Source organism: Candidatus Campylobacter infans, from assembly GCF_013416015.1.
In the GTDB taxonomy this organism is placed as follows: domain Bacteria; phylum Campylobacterota; class Campylobacteria; order Campylobacterales; family Campylobacteraceae; genus Campylobacter; species Campylobacter infans.
In genome coordinates this window covers 580,650-598,129 of the sequence record NZ_CP049075.1, presented here as the reverse complement: position 1 = coordinate 598,129, position 17,480 = coordinate 580,650, and the positions used below count along the sequence as shown (strand labels likewise).

Sequence of the window (17,480 nt, the reverse complement as noted above, 5' to 3'; positions counted from 1 at the left end):
AAAAAATGATAATCTCAATATGTAATGAAAAAGGTGGCAGTGGCAAAAGCACGCTAAGCATAAATATAGCTACATATTTAGCCACGCAAGCTAAAAAACCGCTATGGCTAATAGATAGCGACCCCCAAAAATCAATTAGCGTTTTTTTAAGTATTAGAGATGATGAAAAGCTAGAAAAAGTTTTTAATTACACTTATAAAAATGGCGATGATTTAAAAGAATTTTTAACTAAGCACAAGCAAGAAAAAGAAATTCTGCTTATTGACACAGGCGGGCGCGATAGCAAAGATGCGCGCATAGCAATAGCTTTAAGTGATTTAGTGCTAATACCAACAACGGCAAGCCAACTAGACATAAGCGTGCTAGATTTAATGATAGAGCGTTTAAGAGAAGCCAAAAAAGTAAATTCTAGCTTGAAAGCTTTAATTGTGATGAATAGGGTTGCTACTAACCCCTTTTTGACAAGCAAAAAAGACACGCTAATTGAATACATCAAAGACTTGATAAAAGATGATTTAGATTATATTAAATTAGCAAATACAATCATCTATGAAAGAGAAGCGTTTAAAGTAGCAATTCAAATGGGTAGAGGCGTTTTTGAGTTAAACAAAAATTCAAAAGCTAGTGGAGAAATACAAAATTTGTGTAAAGAAATCAGCAAAGCGAAAGGAACATAATGAATTTCAAAAAAGCTAGTAGAAATAAAAATTTTGATGATTTTGTTAATGGCGTAAGCGCAGACAATAACGAAAATAAACAAATAAAAATGATGATAAGCTTGCCAAAAGAAATGCTAGCAAAAATCAATGAAAAAACAAAAAGAATTTGCACTTTTGGTGAATACATCAAAAATACCATACTTGAAGACAGCCAATATTTTAGCGATGAAGCAATAGTTGAAATTTACAAAAAAGCTACTTGGAGCAATCTTGCAATTAGTGATTTTATAAAATTTAGCTTAGGCTTTATTGATTATGCTAAACCCGAAGTGTTAGATAAAAATAGAGAAGTAAATGCAAGTAGATTAGTAACCTACACAAGCGATATAAGAGAAGCACTTAAACAAAGAGCAAAAGCGCAGAATTTAACATTAAATAATTTTATTTACATAAAACTAAAAGTGATTTTAGAAACTCAAAATATTTTTAATGAAAAAGAGCTAAGCTCTCTTATAAAACAAAGCAACCAAGCAAATCAAACATTGATAAATTTAATATCAAATAAAATTTTAAAAAAAGATGAAAAATGCGCGTAAAATGCGTAAATATAATATTTTATAAATTTTATCCAAAAGATTTAATAGATATAAAGCTAAAAACGCGCCGTCTTAACATAAAAAGCACTGAATTTATGCTCAATCTTATGCTTAGCGAGAATGAATTTTTTAGTGATGAAGCGATTAAAAAAATTTGGTTTAGTAGTTTTAGATGTAATGTGCCAATAACAAATTTTATAAAATATAAATTAGAACTTGCTAAAAATTTTCAAAAAGAAAACCTAACAAAGCCTAGCAAAATGCTCCGCTTAGAAAATTACGATGAAAGCATTGCGCTAGCATTAAAAGAAAAAGCCTTAAAATTAGAAATGAAACAAGTTGAATATAACACTATGAAATTATTTTTTGCTTATAAGACAACAAATCTTTTTAGCAATACAGAAATAAAAACGCTTGAACAAAACGCGCTCTTAGAAAATAAAAGCCTAAAAGAGTATATCACAGGTAAAATTTTGGATACAAAAAGAGATATAGTAAAAGAGTTTTTTACGCGAAAAGAATTAGCAAAAATTTTGCGTATGTCAATTAACACTATAAATCAATTAGCCAGCAAAAATGGTGATAAAACGAATTATTTATACATTGAGGGCATACCACAAGGGCGCGGCCCAAATGCTATGCTTTACCCAGTAGAAGCAGTAAGAAATAAACTACTTCAACTAGGCAACAGCAAAGAAAAAATAGAGCAAATTTTATTAGGGCAGGAATAAGAAAAATTTTAAAAGTAGCTCGGTTAGTAAAAATCAACAAAAGGGGGAAAGCAATGTCAGCTAAAACACAAAATTACAGCAATTATAGCGAAAGACAGCTAAAAAAAATGCTCGATGCAACCGAAAGTAGAGAGGCAAAGTTAAAAGCTGAATTTTTAGCACTCAAAGCCAAAGTTAAGACTATTGTGGAAAAAAGGCATTTAATCCAAGATGCAATAATGGAAAAATGGCGAGAGCCAAGCAATGAGCTTTTAGAAGCTATTGCAGAAATCGAAAGAGGCGAATTGATACATTGCGAAAATTTTAACGAGTATTTAAAGGCTGTAAATGATGAGAAAAATTGAATTCTCAAAAAGGTATTTAAAAAGTCTTAAAAAGCTCGATAAAAACGAACAAGCGGAAGTTAATGCTCTAATAAAACGATTAGCAAATGATGAAAATTTAGAGTTAAAATACAAAGACCATCAACTTTTAGGCAAATTTAAAAATTTTAGAGAATGCCACATAAAGTCTGATTTGCTTTTAATCTACCAAAAGCGAAACGATATTTTAACTTTATATTGCTTTAATGTAGGCTCTCATAGCAATTTATTTAAGAAGTAACTATGGCTGAGCTTAATTATAATTTAAAATTTTACCTACTAAATCCCCTATTTTGGCTCTCAGTGTTTGTATTTGGCGTATAGTAATTGTAATTTTGATTAATTTTTTCTTGCTTAATGTTATTTTGAATTTTAGGCGTGGTGATTTTACCTAAGAATTTGCCCGCTTTTTCATATTCTTTGTAAATAAAAGAGCTTTTTTCTAGCCCCTTTTCATTTACTATTTTACTAATTTTTTCAAAGCGAGTATTAAGCATATCTTTTAAAATTTTATTGTTATTTTCAAACATTTTCTCGTATTTTTCTTTTTCATCTATGTTTAAAAAATCACAACCTTTTAGCGCATAAGCGTTTTTTTCTAATAAATTTAACTTTTTAATCATATCAAAGGAATTTTCTTTTTTACAAAATAATTTAGAATAAACAAGTGCGCTATCTACATTTTGTAGCAAAGTATTATCTAAGTTATTTTTTAATAAATCTAATTCATTCTTAGCTTTTAAATAAAAATCACGCGTGCTTTTATTCGCAGTTTTTAAATATTTTTTTTCAAACTCATTACAAAAATTCTTTAAAATTTTATAGTTGCCCTCTGTGTGCTTATAGTAATGGTCGTTAGCTGAATTATTAATTACGCCTAATTTTTTATTAAAATCTTTAATATCGTTTTGCTCTTTTTGGAATAAGTCTATTAATGATAAAATTTCAGCGTTTAATTCTTTTAATTCTTTATTATATTTGTAAAATTTTTTATTATTTTTATTTTTATATTGCATAAAAAGTTGCCACAGCTCATCACTTTTTGCCTTTTTTTCATCTATTTGCTCTAAAAGTGCCTGACTTCGTTTATGTTTATTTAGATAATCTTTTTCTAAATTTTGTATAATATTGTCATAAATATTTCTAATTTTGTAGTCTGTATCATAGTCATTTTGTAAAGCTTTGCTAGCTTTTTTTATTTCCGTGCTTAAATCTTTTTGCATACAATTTCTATTTACATAATTAAATCCAAGCTCGTTTAATTCATTAGTGTAATCATCTCTAATTTTATTAAAAAATTCTTTTATTTCTTCTCTTTTATCAAAATGAATTTTTTTGCCTGTAAAAATATTTCTTTTATTAATTAGCACGTGAATATGTGGATTATTTTGGTGAGAATGTAAAGCCATCGCAAACTTATGCTCTCCAAAATTTTCATGCAGTGCATTGCTAACAGCTAACTTAAAACCAAAAATATCATTTGCGCTCATACTATTTTCTTTTAAAGAAAAAACTAAATGCCATACATCTTTTGAATTTTCATTTTTGCCAAAATCTTTTTGCCAATCTTTAAAAATTTCTTTTGCGCTTTTTTCTCTGCCCCAATCATCAATGAATAAATTATCTTCACTATTTTTGCTAATATAGTTTAAAGCATTTTTTGCGCCAGCTGAGTTTAAATTACTTATCATTTTTACTACACATTGCTTTGGCTCTTTTGAATTAGTTTTAAAAGAATTATGAATTATTTGCAAACTATTTTTAAAATAAACTTCGTGTGTTTTAGTTTTTATATTAGTGTAGCCAGAATGGATAATTTTTTCTTTTTCATCGAATAAAGAATAGCCACTAGAACTATTATAACCCATAAAATTTTATCCCTTTTCAAAAATATTTTTACAACAATGCTAAAAAATATTTGTAACATAAATCAAGAAGAATTGTAGCAAAAAATAAGTTTTGTGTAAAGTAGCAGGATAACCCCTTATGTGTGCTGTAAATGCTCTCAAAATATGAAATAATCGCGTTTTAAGTCGCGTTTTTTCATATTTTAAAGCATTTAATTTTTTTTCAAAAATAATTAAAAAACTTTTTGTGGCGAGCGCAAAAAGTTTTTAATTTAGATTTTCAACTATGCTTTTAAAAATTTTTTTTCAAGCAAAATTTTAAAAGCATAGTTGAAAAAAATGAAAGAAGTTTTATTCATATTTTTAAAAGAAGTCATAAAAATTCAAAAAAAATTTATAAAAATTCAAAAAATTTTTAATGGTGGCAAATTGCGGAAAAAAAATTAAAAATTTTTTAGCATTAAACAAAATTATTTCAATATTTAAGATTAATTAGAAAAGTAAATGAATATCGCAAAAATCGAAAATTTGCGAAAACATAATTTTATAAAATCATTATTACTACAATATTTTATGGCATTTATTATCCGCAATTTGCCACATTGCATTAAAAATTTTTTTCAAGTATTATCCCAAAAATTTTTCAAAGGAACAAAAATGAAAACAAAACTTCTAGGCAAATTTTTAGCAGTTTTTGTAGCTCTACAAACTTTTCTTTTTGCAAAAGGTAACACTAATATCGCCGATAAATTAGCAACAGATATTAATGCTGAGATTGAAAATGTTGGTAGCAGTATTGCTAGCGTAGTAAATACAATTTCAGCCACATTGGGAATTATTTGGATAGTAATAATGCTCTTAATGGCATTTTTTGCTATGGAACAAATTAAACAGCACGCAAAATTATTAGTTGGTGCTTTAATTGTGATTGGTGCCGTCTATGGCTTATCATCTGCAATGATGTAAAAATTTTAGAAAATATTTATAAAAAAGTAAAAACAAAATGGCATTTATTTCAAAATGTTTTATAGATTTAACAAAAAAAACTAAAATTAAAGGGCTAACTACAACGAGTTGGCTTGCTCTTATAATTTTAGGATTTATTAGCTGGTTTTTTTTAGTTTTATATTCAATCTTTGTAATAATCTTTTTGTATTGCTTTTTTTTCACATTAGAATTTTTTGATGAAGACATTTACAAAATTTTTGGCTCTAAGTTTAAAATAAAATCAAATAAATTTTATGCATAAAAGGTAAAAAAATGGGTGGATTATTTGAAAATAGTAACCAACAAAGCAAGCTTAACATCAATAAAAATGTAGTGAATATAATTTCAGCAATATTTGGAATTATTTGGGTAGCAATAATGTTTTTAATAGCATTTTTTGCTATGGAACCTACAACAAATTGGCTTGCTCTTATGATATTAGGAATTATTGGCTGGGCTTTTTTAGTTTTAATTTCAATAAAAATTTGTATGAATTTTGGCTCTAAAATTTTAAAAAGGTAAATAATGGGTGGATTATTTCATTTACTTTTTAAAAAAAATAGCAATAATAACAAAAAAGAAAGCAACGAACAACAAAATAAAACGCAACAAAGCAAGCTCAATATCAATAGAACTGTTGATAAAATTTTGACATCTTTTCAGCCAAAAGTTTATTCAATGGCAGAAGAAATGAATATTTGCGCGAAAATTAGTGAAGAAGTAATTGCAACACAAGATGGCAACCTAGCAATTGGATTTGAATTATTAGGAACTAGCTATGCAGCACTTACGCTAGAAGAAGAAGCGCAACTAATTCAAAACAAAGTCGAATTTTTTAACAAAATAAATAGTCAATTAGAAATAAATATCGTAACTGAAAAAAAACTAAGCAAATCTACAAGCATATTAAGAAATAGCACAAACGAATACGCAAACGAAATTATAAAAAAATATGGCAGCTTTAACCAAGACATATACAACATAAGGTATTTTTTAATAGTATCTACCACAAAAAAAATCTTAACAGGCTCGCTTGAAAGTTTTAGAGATAAAATTACAAAAGAGCAAAACGAAGAAAACACGCAAGAAAAAATTTATCAACAAAAATATAAATTACTTATAGATTTTCAACAAAAAATATTCGGCGAACTCAGTATGTTTAGACCACGAATTCTTAGTAGTGATGATTTAATAAATTTTTATGCAAGCTATGCTAACGCCGATGAAACTAATTTAAAATATACATACGAAATTTTAAGCGATTGTTTTATTACAAGCAATGCAACATTTTATAAAAATTATATTTTACACAACACAAACGAAAATAAAGAAATTTATTCTTGCTTTATTAGTATAAAAGCTTATGAAAGCGAAAATATTAGCTCTTTGCTTACTTCAAAGCTTTTAAGATGTCCTATTGAATACAGCGTATTTTTACATTTAAGGGCATACAATAAAGAAAAAGCAATTAAAAAAATTAGAGAAACTTCGGCTTTTTCAGCTGAGATAGTAAAAAATGAATTAAGCGATTTATTAGAATTAATAACAGCTGATAGAGAAAACTTAATAGAAGTAAGTTATAGTATTTATTTGAAAGCTGATAGCCAAAAAGAATTAAATGAAAATGCTAATACAATTATTAACATTTTAAAGCTTCAAGGCCTCTCAGTAGTTAGAGAAGACTTGAACCAAAAAGCACTTTATTTTTCATTTTTTGCTAGCCGTGGAAATTTAAACGCCCGTAAAAAAACGCTAAAAACTAGCAATTTATCTACTATTTGCACTTTTGAAAAAGAAATCACAGGCTTTAATAAAAACGATTGGGGCGATGAAGCAGTAACAACTTTTAGACACTTAAATGGAACGCCATTTTTCTTTAATTTTCATTGTGAAGAAAACGCAGATAAACCGCTAGGACATACGATGATTATTGGTGGCTCAAGCAGTGGTAAAACAACGCTAACACAATTTTTAATGTGTAATTTATTCAAGTATGATATTGACATACTAGCATTAGATAAGTTAAATGGTATGTATGCTTTTACTAATTATGTTAATGGCACTTATAGCACTAGCGATGATTTTAAAATAAATCCATTTAGCTTAGACCCAACACCAGAAAATTTGGCTTTTTTAGAACAATGGCTTAATACTATGGCAGGCCTAAGCGATGAAAACGCAGAAGAAAAAAGAATTATCCAAGAAACGCTAACACGCGTATATAATAATAAAGAAACCAAAGACACCATACAATTAACAAATTTTATAGAAAGCATAAGTAGTGGGGAAAGTAGTAAAGAATTAGCAAATTTGTTAAAAACAAAATTTAATCTCTACAAATATAGTATTTTTAATAATAGCCAAGACGCTTTAAATTTTACTCAGCAATTAAGCGTGATTAATATGGACGGCTTAACAAATTCAAACAAAACAAATAGCGCGCTTTTAGCACTTTATATTTTTCATAAACTAAAAAATAGGGCTAAAAATGGCGTTAGAAGAGGCTTTTTTTGTTTTATTGATGAATTTAGAGATTATGTAGAAGAAGAAAATTTACGAAATAAAATCGTTGAAGCAGTATTAGAAGCACGAAAAATTGGCGGGGTTATGTGCTTAGCTTTTCAAGATATATCAATTTTTGACAAACTTAAAGACGCTCAAAATTTCTTAGGCAATATGGCTAATTATATTATTTATCCAACCACTAGTGCTGGCACGCTTGAAATGTTAAAAAACACAATTGGACTTACTGAAAGTGAAGCTAAATTTTTACAAGAAACTGATATGAGAGCAAGAAAAGTGCTTTTAAAATCACCTATTAGGCAAGAAAGCGCAGTATTAGATGTAAATTTAATGCGTTTAGGCAATCATTTAAAAATCTTTTCTAGCTCTGCAGACAATGTAAAATTAATTAAACAATTAAAAGACCCACTCAACCCACAACAAAATTGGCGCGAGCAATTTTTAAATTATAAAGGATAAACAAATGAAAAAAGTAATTTTTTTAGCAATTCTAGGTGCATTAATTTTAAGCGGGTGTGGCTCAAAAACAATAGAGCGCACAAGCCCTTGTGCTTGCTATGATGTACAAACACAAATTAAGGTTATATGATGATACTTAACGAGCCAAAAAAAGACCCAAATTTTCTTTTTAAATTAGAAAGAAATATTAAAGCTTATATGCTTTATATAATTATGATTTTAGGTGTATCTGTAATATTGTTAGCAGGTGCCATTATAGCAATAGCCCCACTAAAAGAAGTTAAGCCATACTTAATGTTTTTTTCAGATGGCGATACAAATTTTGTAAAAGTAAAACCAGCAACATTAGATGTAAGAAGTGATTTAGCTTTATTAAAAAGCATTCTAGCAGGCTATGTAAAAAATAGAGAGAAAATAAATCGCATAGATGATATACAACGCTATGAAACTACAAGAATTCAAAGCAAAAAAGAAGTATGGGTAACTTTTCAAAATATTGTAAAAAATCCAAACAGTATTTATGCTACTTCTAATATAACACGCGAAATAAGAATAGTTAATGTGTCAATTTTACAAAAGAATATAGCACAAGTAGATTATGTAGCAACAGTAAATAACATCACAAAAAGCGACAAAGATGAAATCACCAAATGGCGTGCTACATTAGAATTTGATTTTAAAGAAGTTATGGACACTTACAATAGCACAATCAAAAATCCAACAGGTTTTCAAGTTTTAAAATATGCGGTAGAAAAAGTAGATGATTTTGTGAAAAAGGATAATAAATGAAAAAAATATTTTGTTTAAATTTACTAGCTTTTTCTTTATATGCAAATAATGGTGAGAGTATATTTGCAACAAACCAAGAACATAATCCACAAAATATAATAAAAAGCTCAATTGCCGTAAATTCTAATTCTAGTTACACTCAAAATTCAGCACAATTATACGAGCAAGCAGAACAAAATTTAGCACAAGAATTCGAACAAATAAGACAAGCGCAAGAAGAAATAAAGCAATTACAACAAGGCAGAAAAAGCAAAAATAATAGCAAAAATAATAACGAAGATGAAATAAGCGCAAATGAATTAGAATTAATCAAGCAAGCTATGAGAAACCAAGATTTAAAAGCTCTACAAAAGAATTTTTTTAATAAAAATTATAGCGGGTTTGAAAATACAAGCGAAATAGAATTTCAGCCAAACAAAACGCACAAAATTCGCACCCGTTTTGCTATGGCAACAACGCTAATATTCGATAGCGACATTGATAGTTTTATTGTAGGCGATAAAAATTTTAAAGCAGAAGCAGTGCCAAACACGCCAAGCGCACTAGTAATCAAGCCACTGTTAATAGGCATTGATACAAGCCTTACAATTTTTACAAAAGATAAAAACATACACACATTTTATCTTTACTCAACAGATTATAAGAGCAAAGATAATCCTAAATTTTTAATTCACATAAAAAGCAATAATCAAGCAACGCAAGACAACGCAGAGCAAACAAACAATGATTATTTTGTGATTAAAGACGGCATAGCCGAAGTAAAAGTAAAAAAAAGTGATATAAACGATAATTACACACAAAAATATAAAAAGGCAAATTCGTGGCTAGTTGCAGAAGAGATATTTAGTGATAAAAAATTTACTTACTTCAAATATAGCAAAGATAAATTACCACAAATTCCTACCATATTTGCCGTAATTGATAAGCAAGACAGCCCGATTGAAACTAGAACGATTGGCGATTATATCATTGCTGAAACTACTAATCCAAAATTTACTATTAAAAGTGGCGATAGCTATATATGCGTAGAAAACACACAAAAACAAACAAGAACACAAAATAAAGCAAATTTTAACACTACAAAAAGCGAGCAAAAATGAAAAGATTAACAAGCGCGCTTTTTTTACCCCTTTTTTTATTAGCTAATACAAATCAAATACCAAAAAATTTAGATTATCTATTTAATGACGCTAAATTCCCAGTAGATGATTATTTATTAAAAGCAGGACTAGCACAACCAAAAAGCACAACAATTGATATAAGCGATGAAAACAACACAAACCAACAAACACAAGCAAATAATGAAAAAGCGCAAGAACCACAAGAACAAGCAGAGCCAGAACAAACAAAAATAGAAAAAATCCAAGAAAAATTAGAAGATAACGAAAACAAAGCACAAGCAAATCAACAGCCAACCAAGCAAAACAAAGCAAATAAAATAAATAAGCTACCATTAAATTATCAAAGCTTAATTAGAGAAAATATTTTAGCTAGTCGCGCAGCAGAGATTAAAAATCTTAGTGATGATAACAAATTTGGTGTAAATGGCTTTACAAATCAACAAAGCATAGATATATCCACTAACGAGCATAAATTATTTAGAACTATCCGCGCTGGTAGATTAATACCCGCATTACTTACTACCGCAATTTCAAGCGATTTAAGCGGCATTATTACAGCTATCATAGAACAAGATATTTACGCAACAATGGGTGAAGCAGTTTTAATCCCGCGAGGCTCAAAAGCCATAGGCTTTTATCAAAATAACGCAAAAATAGGACAAAATCGCTTAGAAATTTTTTGGAGAGAAATTATTACGCCACAAGGTGTAAATATAATGCTAACTAATGCTATCTCAGCTGATAATATGGGTATGAGTGGCGCAGTAGGCGTAGTAAATAATAAATATTTTGATAGATATGCTTTGCCAACAGCAATTAGCACTGTATCAAATGCTTTGCTTTTAGGCATAGCGCAAAAAATCAATAAAAATAGTAGTGCCACAACACAATACCAAGAACAAATTTATTCAGGCGCGCAAAATGATATTAACGCAATAGTCCAAGACATCATCGCGCAACATAATCAAATAAAACCAACTATTGAAATTAGAAGTGGCAGTAGAATTTTCTTAGTGCCTACAAATCATATGTGGTTTGCAAAACCAAAAAACAATGAAGTATTACTAAGATACTTTAAAAACTAATCATTACAAAGGAAAAACAAATGCAAGAACAAAATGTAGAACAAATCAAAGCACAAATCAAACAACAAGAGAAAGCGCGCATACTTCAAGGCAAACAAAATAGCGCAATAGAAAAACAATTAAAAAAATTCGAAGTAATCGAAAAGCAGTATAACAAAGAAAAACAAAAGCTTTTAGATTTAGTAGAAAAAAGCAAAGGCAATTTTAATAACGACAGCGACAAGGACACTAAAAATGGCTGAAATCACATTAGTATTAAAAAATATTCTAAGCAAATTAGATAAGTATTTAAGCCTGGAAGCAAACGAGCTTATTTTTAACAAAGCCGGTGAAATTTTTGTAGATTATGGCAATAAATGGGAAATTATCAAAGATGAAAGCTTAACAGCCGATTTTTTAAATGATTTTTTAATAGAGCTTGCAAATAGAAGAAATCAACAATTTAATACAACGCATTGTCATCTATCGTGTGAATTGCCAGAGCCATATTTGCGTTATAGAGTGCAAGCACAGCATAAAAGCTCATTATTTAATAGTGATATAGCTATTTGTATAAGAATACCTAGCAAAAATCAATATCCATTAGAGAGCTTTATTTTAAGCGATTTATGCATTAAGCAGGGCTGGACTTATGAAAAGTTAAAAGAGCTAATACATCAACATAAAAATGTGTTAGTTAGTGGCGGAACAGGCACGGGCAAAACTAGCTTTTTGAATTCTTTAATGAGTGAAATTGACAAAGACGAAAGAATAGTAACTATTGAAGATAGCCAAGAGCTAAAAATTGACAATATCAACAAAACTCAATTAGCAGTGCCAAAAATAGCCAATGAAAATTACAGCTACCAAATCGCAATAGATAATGCAATGCGTTTGCGCCCAGACAGGTTATTTTTAGGCGAAATTGACATTCGCAACACTTTTAGCTTTTTGCGTGTGAATAATACAGGCCACACAGGCAATCTTAGCACCCTGCACGCCAATTCGCCAAAAGATGCTATTAAAGCCATAATCACTAACACAATTTTAGGTGGTGGCTTAGGTGGCAATGTAGATAATAAAACTATAACAGATTTAATTATTACAGCAATAGATTATATTATACAAATTCAAAGAGTAAAAAATCAAAGAATAATTACAGACATTTTAGATTTAAAACAATTTTTAGCACCACAAGCTGAAACTAAAAAAGCCACTAGAACAACCAAAAGAAGCAAAAAATAATGAAAAAAGTTTGTAGGCATCATTTTTATTTAAACCAAGATGATTTAGAAATTTTAAACTCAATCATTGCAACTACAAAACTAAGCAAATCGGCAGTAATTAGACATTTAATTCGCAGCGAAAAATATATTCAAGCAGTTAGAGAAATACAAAATTTTAACAAAACTAACGAAGAGTTTTTAAACCAATTAAAGCGCATAGGCGTAAATATAAATCAAGTATTAAATTTTTTAAAAAAGAGTATAGGCACGCAAGATGAAAACACAAATTCTTTGATAGAGCAACTAAATCAAGTTAATAAAAAAATAGATGATTATACAAGCAATTCGCAAAATTTAATGCTAAGCATAAAACCAAAAAAATATAAAAGCGTAAAGGAGCAATAATGCAAAAAACTATCAGCCCATTAAAATGGTGTTTTATTTTTTTAACTAGTGCCGTTTTAGGCGTAATGATTTTTTATTTGTCAGCTTATTTCATTTTTAAGCCTGATTTTTTAAACACACCAGAAGTAGCGCATAATATTTTAAATAATCTTGGAAACGCCCATTTAAAAATCAAAGCTTATTATCCAATTTTTTATGGCCTGCTACCTATGATAATAACACTTATTTGGTTTTTTATGCCTAGAACTCAAACCAACGAAACTTATGGTAACGCAAGATTTGCAACTAAAAAAGATTTTAAAGAGCTTGGAATTTCAAATGATAATGGCTTGATTTTAGGAACTTTTATAAATAAAAATAGAAAAAATGAAGTTATCGGTTTTGATTTTATAAGAGCTAACAAACCATTAGCAACATTAGTAGTTGCGCCCCCTGGGCGTGGTAAAACCGCAGGTATTATCATACCAAATCTTTTTACTATTAAAAATTCTTGCGTGGTATTTGATATTAAAGGTGAATTATTACAAAAAACCGCAGGTTACAGACAAGAAATTTTAGAAAATGAAGTGCAAGTATTTAGCCCTTTTTCTTGCGATAATACGCTATTTTTTAACCCCTTTGATAATTCAATAGTTAAAGATATGCAATACATTCATATCAAAAAATTAGCAGAGCAAATAGCTAGCACAATTTTTGTAGGCGAAAAAGGAAAAGAAAACGACCACTGGGTAGTATCAGCAAAAACTATGTTTGTATTTTTTGCCGAATACTTTTTACAAAAAAACAAGCACACAACACTAGGCGAATTAGCACAAGCACCAAAAGCCGATTATTATGATAAATTAGACCCTGAAAAAGAATTTTTTAAAGAAGTTAATAAATATGATGAACACGAAAACGACAAATGGTTAGGTAGAGATTATAGCAAAGATACTTTTAAAACTTGGCTAAAAGAAGTAAGCGCAGACGAAAGCTTAGATGATAATACAAGAAATCAAGCGCGCGCTTATTCAACAGCAGCAGAACAAGAATTTGCAAGCATAAAATCAACTTATGATAGTTTTATGAAAGTATTTACTAATCCGCAAGTAGCAAACGCAACAAGCAAAATGAGCTTTGCTTTTAAAGATTTAAGAGAAAAAAAATTATCACTTTATATAGTAATTCAAACAGAAGATATGGAAGTGCTAGCACCATTAGTAAGAATTTTTACTGAAACGCTATTTAAAACTTTAATGAGTGGCGAAGAATGCTCTGATCCAAATAAGTTTATTTATTGCTTTTTAGATGAATTTGTGCGCTTTGGAAAAATGCCATTTTTGCTTGAAGCTCCCGCACTTTGCCGAAGCTATGGACTTATACCTGTTTTTGTTACTCAATCTTACGAACAAATCAAAAAATATTACGGCGAAGATGATTTAGCAATTATTACAGCTAACGCAGGTTATCAAACAATATTTGCTATGAATACCACAGCAGACGCAAAAAAAATTAGTGAGCTTATAGGTGATTTTACTAGGACTAAATCTAGCGTTAGTCAAGGTAACTTAGATTTATTCAAAAACAATCAAAGCATAAGCAAAGAGGGCTATAAATTAGTTACCGAGCAAGACATTAAAAATCAAAAAAGCGAAGATTTATTAATTTTGGTAGGCGGATTTTTAAATAGACCTATAAAATGTAAAGTGCCTTATTGGTTTAAAAATCCAGACTGGGTAGATGCAGACAAAAAAGAATTAAAACAAGTTAATAATAAGGAAGAAGATAATGCAACAAATAACAAGGATAATAATACAAACAATAACGCGAACGATAACGCTAATAATAGCACAAAAGATAATGCGAACGATAATGCAGAAAATGAAAAAACAAAACAAAAAAAGCTTGAAGATTTAGGAATAAAAACAGCATAAAAAAATCAAAATAAGGGGGCATACAATGAAAACTTAGTTATTAAAATTTTATTATAAAGCAAGCATAAAACAACAAAATAGAAAAAATATTTATAGGGGTTTAAATGACAAACACAGAATATTTACAAGCATTAGAAGCTAAAAGAGAAAAAGATTTAGGTGAATTAGGCCAGCAACATTCAAGCAGCCAAATTCTAAGCAATGATGAATATAAAGAATTAGCTAACAAAGAATATTTAAAGCCAAAAAATCAAATATTTTTTGACGCTAACGATGTTAATGATGAAGCAGAAGCAATGGATTTGCAATAAAACTTCATACACACATTCATAGATAAAAAACTATGAATTAAGGACAAATTTTTATACAAAGGACAACATTATGGCAACAAAAAAATCAAACACACAAACCGAGCAACAAGTTGAAGTAGCTAATGTAGCTAATACAAAAGAAAACGCTACTAAGTTTAAAAGTTGGGAGAATAAGAATAATTTTGAAAGGCTAGAAAGTATCAATAGCTACAACAGAATGATTGTGGCTACCAACATAAAACAAGCCAGACAAAATGGAAACGAACCCTTTTATAGAAAAAGTATGGAGATAAAAGACATAGACGCAACTATGCCTTTTAATCCAAGCAATGGCAAACCATTTGGAGGTGAATTATCTATGGTGATGAGAGCAGACGCCCAAACGCGTGGCTATGAGAGCGCAGAATATATAACTATGAAACAAGCCAACTTTTTAGGCGGTAAATTGCGACAAGAACAAGACGAAAAAGGCAAATTGCTATTTAACGAAAATGGCACTAAGAAGTATCCCAACGGAGTGAAAAGCGCTTATATGGCTGAGTTTGAGTATAAGCCAAAAACCAACGAAAACGGAGAAATAATTCAAGCGAAAGATAAAGATGGCAAGCCAAAATTTGATAATAAAGGCAACATAGTGCCAGTTATGGAAAAAATCGCCCTAAAAGAGCCGAAGTTGGAAACGGTAACATATTATCATATTAGCGCATTTGACGGCATAGATAATGCCAAGCTACAAAAAAGAAATATGAATGTAGTAAATGAATACCGCAAAGAACTACAAGGCCAACAAAATGATTATAGGTCTAATCTATCGCATTTAGGATTAGCACCTAAAACCCAAAAAGATTTGGAGAATTTTTTAGATAGTCAAACCAAAGGTAAAGATTATCAAGCTATCCAACATACAAATATAAGAGAAGTGCAAAACGAACTAAGCCAAAGCCAAGGCAGAAGTTTTTAAATCTTTTTAATGTGTTTGTCGTTTAGCTAAATAAATATTATGTGCGCTAAATAGTAAATGTTTAGAGCATATTTTAAGGATATGAATGTTAGAAGATTTTTTAAAATTTTTAGGCCTAGATAATAACACAAAAGATAATATACAAGATAATACAATAAATAATACAAAAGATAATATAAAAGATAATAATACACAGCATAAAATTTTAGAAGTAGAAAACGCAAATTTTGAAGAAATAGTAACAACCAAAGAAGAAAATGGAAAAATCATTAAAGAAATCACAAAAATTAAGCCACTTGATAAAAAAACAGCACAAATAACAAAACAAATCATAGAAATTACAAGGTTTTAAAATGGCAGTAGAAACAGCAGGCAAAGTTATCTCTAATTCGTCTTGGATTGATGAAATCCAAGGCGTAATGCAAAATCAGCTTAGCTCATTACTAGAAAATATTTTTAATAGTGTTAGCAAAATTATCCACGGGCAAGCTTCTTATACAATTGTGGGTTTAATTGTGTGTATTTGGCTATTAAAACAGCTCCGCACAGGCTATCCTACACAAGATGAATTATTTTCAGCTGGCAAATGGATTATTGTAACTTGCTTTGTATTCGCAGCATATGCTAGCTATGATAATTTTACAACAATTTTAGGGTGGTTTTATTTGCCTGCAAGTTGGGTAATCTCAGCTATGAATGATGCATTAGGCAATCAAATCGGCAACAGCTTAGCCCAAACAATTACAAATTTGATGAATAGTGTATCTCTTATTTGTAGCACTATGCTAGAAAAAGCTTATGAAGCAAGCAAAAGTGATGTTTGGTTTGTTGGAGATGTAGCAAATATATATATAAAAGCAATTGTAGCAATAACTATGTTCCCTACTTATTTTTTTGCGTTTATGTATTATATATTATGTTTTGCTATTGCAGCAATAGTAATAGCAAGCGTATTTATAGCTATGTTAATTTTATCATTTGCGCCTTTGATAGTTTGCTTTTTAAATATATCTTTTTTAAAGCCTTATTTTTTCTCTTGGCTAAAATTATTCATTACATATTCATTATTTGCGCCTATTGCTTTATTTGTAGCAGCATTAGCAAGCAAGCCAATCGCAGATATTCAAAGTATGTCCCCAGCTGAATTAGGAAATATTTACCTTGAGGGCAGACAATGGGATACATTTTTAGTGCCTACATTATGCGCTTTTCTTTGCATATTTTTATTAAGAAAAATCCCTGTTTGGATAAGCCAAATTTTAGGCGTAAATAATTTAGACAGTGGTGGCTCAAATGTAGGCTCTGCAGCAGTAGGCATGGCAGGTAAATTAGCTGGTGTAGGTGCTGTGGGCGCAGTCGCAGGACGCATAGCAGGCACAGGTGCTTTAAAAGGCGCTCTTAGCAGTATGGGACAAAGTTTGCCTGGCGGTAGCACAATTGCAAGTATTATAAAAAATGTAGGGGGAGCAGGGAAAGAAGTTATAAATTCTAGTGGGAAATCAGTAGCAGGTGGCTTATAAAAGCTT

At 29.6% G+C, this 17,480-nt stretch carries 21 protein-coding genes; 20 read left to right on the top strand and 1 reads right to left on the bottom strand.

What is annotated here, in order from left to right; genetic code table 11:
- Window positions 1-5 precede the first annotated feature (5 nt).
- Genes CINF_RS03140 through CINF_RS03120 form a run of 5 tightly spaced genes read left to right on the top strand, consistent with a single transcriptional unit; the run spans window position 6 to window position 2,589 of the window.
- Window positions 6-677: a ParA family protein gene (locus tag CINF_RS03140; RefSeq protein ID WP_178696672.1), complete on the top strand. Its 672-nt coding sequence runs from the start codon at window positions 6-8 to the stop codon at window positions 675-677.
- Window positions 677-1,255: a hypothetical protein gene (locus CINF_RS03135; protein ID WP_179975714.1), complete on the top strand. Its 579-nt coding sequence runs from the start codon at window positions 677-679 to the stop codon at window positions 1,253-1,255. Before CINF_RS03140 ends, CINF_RS03135 begins: the two co-directional genes overlap by 1 nt.
- A complete protein-coding gene (locus CINF_RS03130; protein WP_179975713.1) occupies window positions 1,246-1,986 on the top strand; it encodes a hypothetical protein in 741 nt (246 codons plus the stop codon). Before CINF_RS03135 ends, CINF_RS03130 begins: the two co-directional genes overlap by 10 nt.
- A gap of 53 nt (window positions 1,987-2,039) precedes the next feature.
- Window positions 2,040-2,330 (top strand): hypothetical protein, encoded by a 291-nt coding sequence (locus CINF_RS03125; protein WP_178696675.1) that lies wholly within the window; start codon window positions 2,040-2,042, stop codon window positions 2,328-2,330.
- Window positions 2,314-2,589, top strand: coding sequence for a type II toxin-antitoxin system RelE/ParE family toxin (locus CINF_RS03120; RefSeq protein ID WP_178696676.1), 276 nt, complete (start codon window positions 2,314-2,316; stop codon window positions 2,587-2,589). The genes CINF_RS03125 and CINF_RS03120 overlap by 17 nt, the downstream gene beginning before the upstream one ends.
- A gap of 31 nt (window positions 2,590-2,620) precedes the next feature.
- Here CINF_RS03120 and CINF_RS03115 read toward each other — a convergent pair whose 3' ends face one another.
- Window positions 2,621-4,216 carry a relaxase/mobilization nuclease domain-containing protein gene (locus CINF_RS03115; RefSeq protein ID WP_179975712.1) on the bottom strand — a complete coding sequence of 532 codons (1,596 nt, stop codon included), beginning with the start codon at window positions 4,214-4,216 and terminating at the stop codon, window positions 2,621-2,623.
- A 636-nt stretch (window positions 4,217-4,852) separates the two neighbouring features.
- On the opposite strand from CINF_RS03115, the gene CINF_RS03110 reads away from it, so the two are divergent.
- The 15 genes from CINF_RS03110 to CINF_RS03045 all read left to right on the top strand — a co-directional run bounded on the left by CINF_RS03110 (window position 4,853) and on the right by CINF_RS03045 (window position 17,474).
- Window positions 4,853-5,161: a hypothetical protein gene (locus CINF_RS03110; protein ID WP_179975711.1), complete on the top strand. Its 309-nt coding sequence runs from the start codon at window positions 4,853-4,855 to the stop codon at window positions 5,159-5,161.
- 294 nt (window positions 5,162-5,455) lie between these two features.
- Window positions 5,456-5,704, top strand: a complete 249-nt coding sequence (locus CINF_RS03105; protein WP_178696679.1) for a hypothetical protein — start codon at window positions 5,456-5,458, stop codon at window positions 5,702-5,704.
- A 3-nt stretch (window positions 5,705-5,707) separates the two neighbouring features.
- Window positions 5,708-8,164, top strand: a complete 2,457-nt coding sequence (locus CINF_RS03100) for a VirB4 family type IV secretion/conjugal transfer ATPase (RefSeq protein WP_179975710.1) — start codon at window positions 5,708-5,710, stop codon at window positions 8,162-8,164.
- Between the two features lie 4 nt (window positions 8,165-8,168).
- Window positions 8,169-8,294, top strand: coding sequence for a hypothetical protein (locus CINF_RS09065; RefSeq protein ID WP_275690514.1), 126 nt, complete (start codon window positions 8,169-8,171; stop codon window positions 8,292-8,294).
- A complete protein-coding gene (locus tag CINF_RS03095; protein ID WP_179975709.1) occupies window positions 8,294-8,953 on the top strand; it encodes a VirB8 family type IV secretion system protein in 660 nt (219 codons plus the stop codon). The genes CINF_RS09065 and CINF_RS03095 overlap by 1 nt, the downstream gene beginning before the upstream one ends.
- Window positions 8,950-10,053 carry a TrbG/VirB9 family P-type conjugative transfer protein gene (locus tag CINF_RS03090; RefSeq protein WP_179975708.1) on the top strand — a complete coding sequence of 368 codons (1,104 nt, stop codon included), beginning with the start codon at window positions 8,950-8,952 and terminating at the stop codon, window positions 10,051-10,053. The genes CINF_RS03095 and CINF_RS03090 overlap by 4 nt, the downstream gene beginning before the upstream one ends.
- Window positions 10,050-11,159: a DNA type IV secretion system protein ComB10 gene (locus tag CINF_RS03085; protein ID WP_179975707.1), complete on the top strand. Its 1,110-nt coding sequence runs from the start codon at window positions 10,050-10,052 to the stop codon at window positions 11,157-11,159. Before CINF_RS03090 ends, CINF_RS03085 begins: the two co-directional genes overlap by 4 nt.
- 20 nt (window positions 11,160-11,179) lie before the next feature.
- Window positions 11,180-11,401, top strand: a complete 222-nt coding sequence (locus tag CINF_RS03080; protein WP_179975706.1) for a hypothetical protein — start codon at window positions 11,180-11,182, stop codon at window positions 11,399-11,401.
- Entirely contained in the window at window positions 11,394-12,383 is a 990-nt protein-coding gene (locus CINF_RS03075; RefSeq protein ID WP_179975705.1) for an ATPase, T2SS/T4P/T4SS family, read from the top strand. Before CINF_RS03080 ends, CINF_RS03075 begins: the two co-directional genes overlap by 8 nt.
- Window positions 12,383-12,769 carry a hypothetical protein gene (locus CINF_RS03070; RefSeq protein WP_179975704.1) on the top strand — a complete coding sequence of 129 codons (387 nt, stop codon included), beginning with the start codon at window positions 12,383-12,385 and terminating at the stop codon, window positions 12,767-12,769. Before CINF_RS03075 ends, CINF_RS03070 begins: the two co-directional genes overlap by 1 nt.
- Window positions 12,769-14,682 (top strand): type IV secretory system conjugative DNA transfer family protein, encoded by a 1,914-nt coding sequence (locus tag CINF_RS03065; RefSeq protein WP_179975703.1) that lies wholly within the window; start codon window positions 12,769-12,771, stop codon window positions 14,680-14,682. The genes CINF_RS03070 and CINF_RS03065 overlap by 1 nt, the downstream gene beginning before the upstream one ends.
- Window positions 14,683-14,786: 104 nt before the next feature.
- A complete protein-coding gene (locus CINF_RS03060) occupies window positions 14,787-14,993 on the top strand; it encodes a hypothetical protein (RefSeq protein WP_178696688.1) in 207 nt (68 codons plus the stop codon).
- A 70-nt stretch (window positions 14,994-15,063) separates the two neighbouring features.
- On the top strand, window positions 15,064-15,954 hold the full coding sequence (locus CINF_RS03055; RefSeq protein WP_179975702.1) for an ArdC-like ssDNA-binding domain-containing protein: 891 nt from the start codon (window positions 15,064-15,066) through the stop codon (window positions 15,952-15,954).
- A gap of 85 nt (window positions 15,955-16,039) precedes the next feature.
- The gene (locus CINF_RS03050; RefSeq protein WP_179975701.1) at window positions 16,040-16,306 is read left to right on the top strand and encodes a hypothetical protein; all 267 of its coding nucleotides are present in this window, start codon (window positions 16,040-16,042) and stop codon (window positions 16,304-16,306) included.
- A gap of 1 nt (window position 16,307) precedes the next feature.
- The gene (locus CINF_RS03045; protein ID WP_179975700.1) at window positions 16,308-17,474 is read left to right on the top strand and encodes a type IV secretion system protein; all 1,167 of its coding nucleotides are present in this window, start codon (window positions 16,308-16,310) and stop codon (window positions 17,472-17,474) included.
- Window positions 17,475-17,480 lie beyond the last annotated feature (6 nt).

Coding starts and splice junctions, on each gene's coding strand:
- CINF_RS03125 (WP_178696675.1), top strand. CDS start 2,040: ATGTCAGCTAAAACACAAAATTACAGCAATTATAGCGAAAGACAGCTA.
- CINF_RS03135 (WP_179975714.1), top strand. CDS start 677: ATGAATTTCAAAAAAGCTAGTAGAAATAAAAATTTTGATGATTTTGTT.
- CINF_RS03115 (WP_179975712.1), bottom strand. CDS start 4,216: ATGGGTTATAATAGTTCTAGTGGCTATTCTTTATTCGATGAAAAAGAA.
- CINF_RS03055 (WP_179975702.1), top strand. CDS start 15,064: ATGGCAACAAAAAAATCAAACACACAAACCGAGCAACAAGTTGAAGTA.
- CINF_RS03110 (WP_179975711.1), top strand. CDS start 4,853: ATGAAAACAAAACTTCTAGGCAAATTTTTAGCAGTTTTTGTAGCTCTA.
- CINF_RS03050 (WP_179975701.1), top strand. CDS start 16,040: ATGTTAGAAGATTTTTTAAAATTTTTAGGCCTAGATAATAACACAAAA.
- CINF_RS03085 (WP_179975707.1), top strand. CDS start 10,050: ATGAAAAGATTAACAAGCGCGCTTTTTTTACCCCTTTTTTTATTAGCT.
- CINF_RS03140 (WP_178696672.1), top strand. CDS start 6: ATGATAATCTCAATATGTAATGAAAAAGGTGGCAGTGGCAAAAGCACG.
- CINF_RS03080 (WP_179975706.1), top strand. CDS start 11,180: ATGCAAGAACAAAATGTAGAACAAATCAAAGCACAAATCAAACAACAA.
- CINF_RS03130 (WP_179975713.1), top strand. CDS start 1,246: ATGCGCGTAAAATGCGTAAATATAATATTTTATAAATTTTATCCAAAA.
- CINF_RS03060 (WP_178696688.1), top strand. CDS start 14,787: ATGACAAACACAGAATATTTACAAGCATTAGAAGCTAAAAGAGAAAAA.
- CINF_RS03095 (WP_179975709.1), top strand. CDS start 8,294: ATGATACTTAACGAGCCAAAAAAAGACCCAAATTTTCTTTTTAAATTA.
- CINF_RS03070 (WP_179975704.1), top strand. CDS start 12,383: ATGAAAAAAGTTTGTAGGCATCATTTTTATTTAAACCAAGATGATTTA.
- CINF_RS03105 (WP_178696679.1), top strand. CDS start 5,456: ATGGGTGGATTATTTGAAAATAGTAACCAACAAAGCAAGCTTAACATC.
- CINF_RS03120 (WP_178696676.1), top strand. CDS start 2,314: ATGATGAGAAAAATTGAATTCTCAAAAAGGTATTTAAAAAGTCTTAAA.
- CINF_RS03100 (WP_179975710.1), top strand. CDS start 5,708: ATGGGTGGATTATTTCATTTACTTTTTAAAAAAAATAGCAATAATAAC.
- CINF_RS03075 (WP_179975705.1), top strand. CDS start 11,394: ATGGCTGAAATCACATTAGTATTAAAAAATATTCTAAGCAAATTAGAT.
- CINF_RS03045 (WP_179975700.1), top strand. CDS start 16,308: ATGGCAGTAGAAACAGCAGGCAAAGTTATCTCTAATTCGTCTTGGATT.
- CINF_RS09065 (WP_275690514.1), top strand. CDS start 8,169: ATGAAAAAAGTAATTTTTTTAGCAATTCTAGGTGCATTAATTTTAAGC.
- CINF_RS03065 (WP_179975703.1), top strand. CDS start 12,769: ATGCAAAAAACTATCAGCCCATTAAAATGGTGTTTTATTTTTTTAACT.
- CINF_RS03090 (WP_179975708.1), top strand. CDS start 8,950: ATGAAAAAAATATTTTGTTTAAATTTACTAGCTTTTTCTTTATATGCA.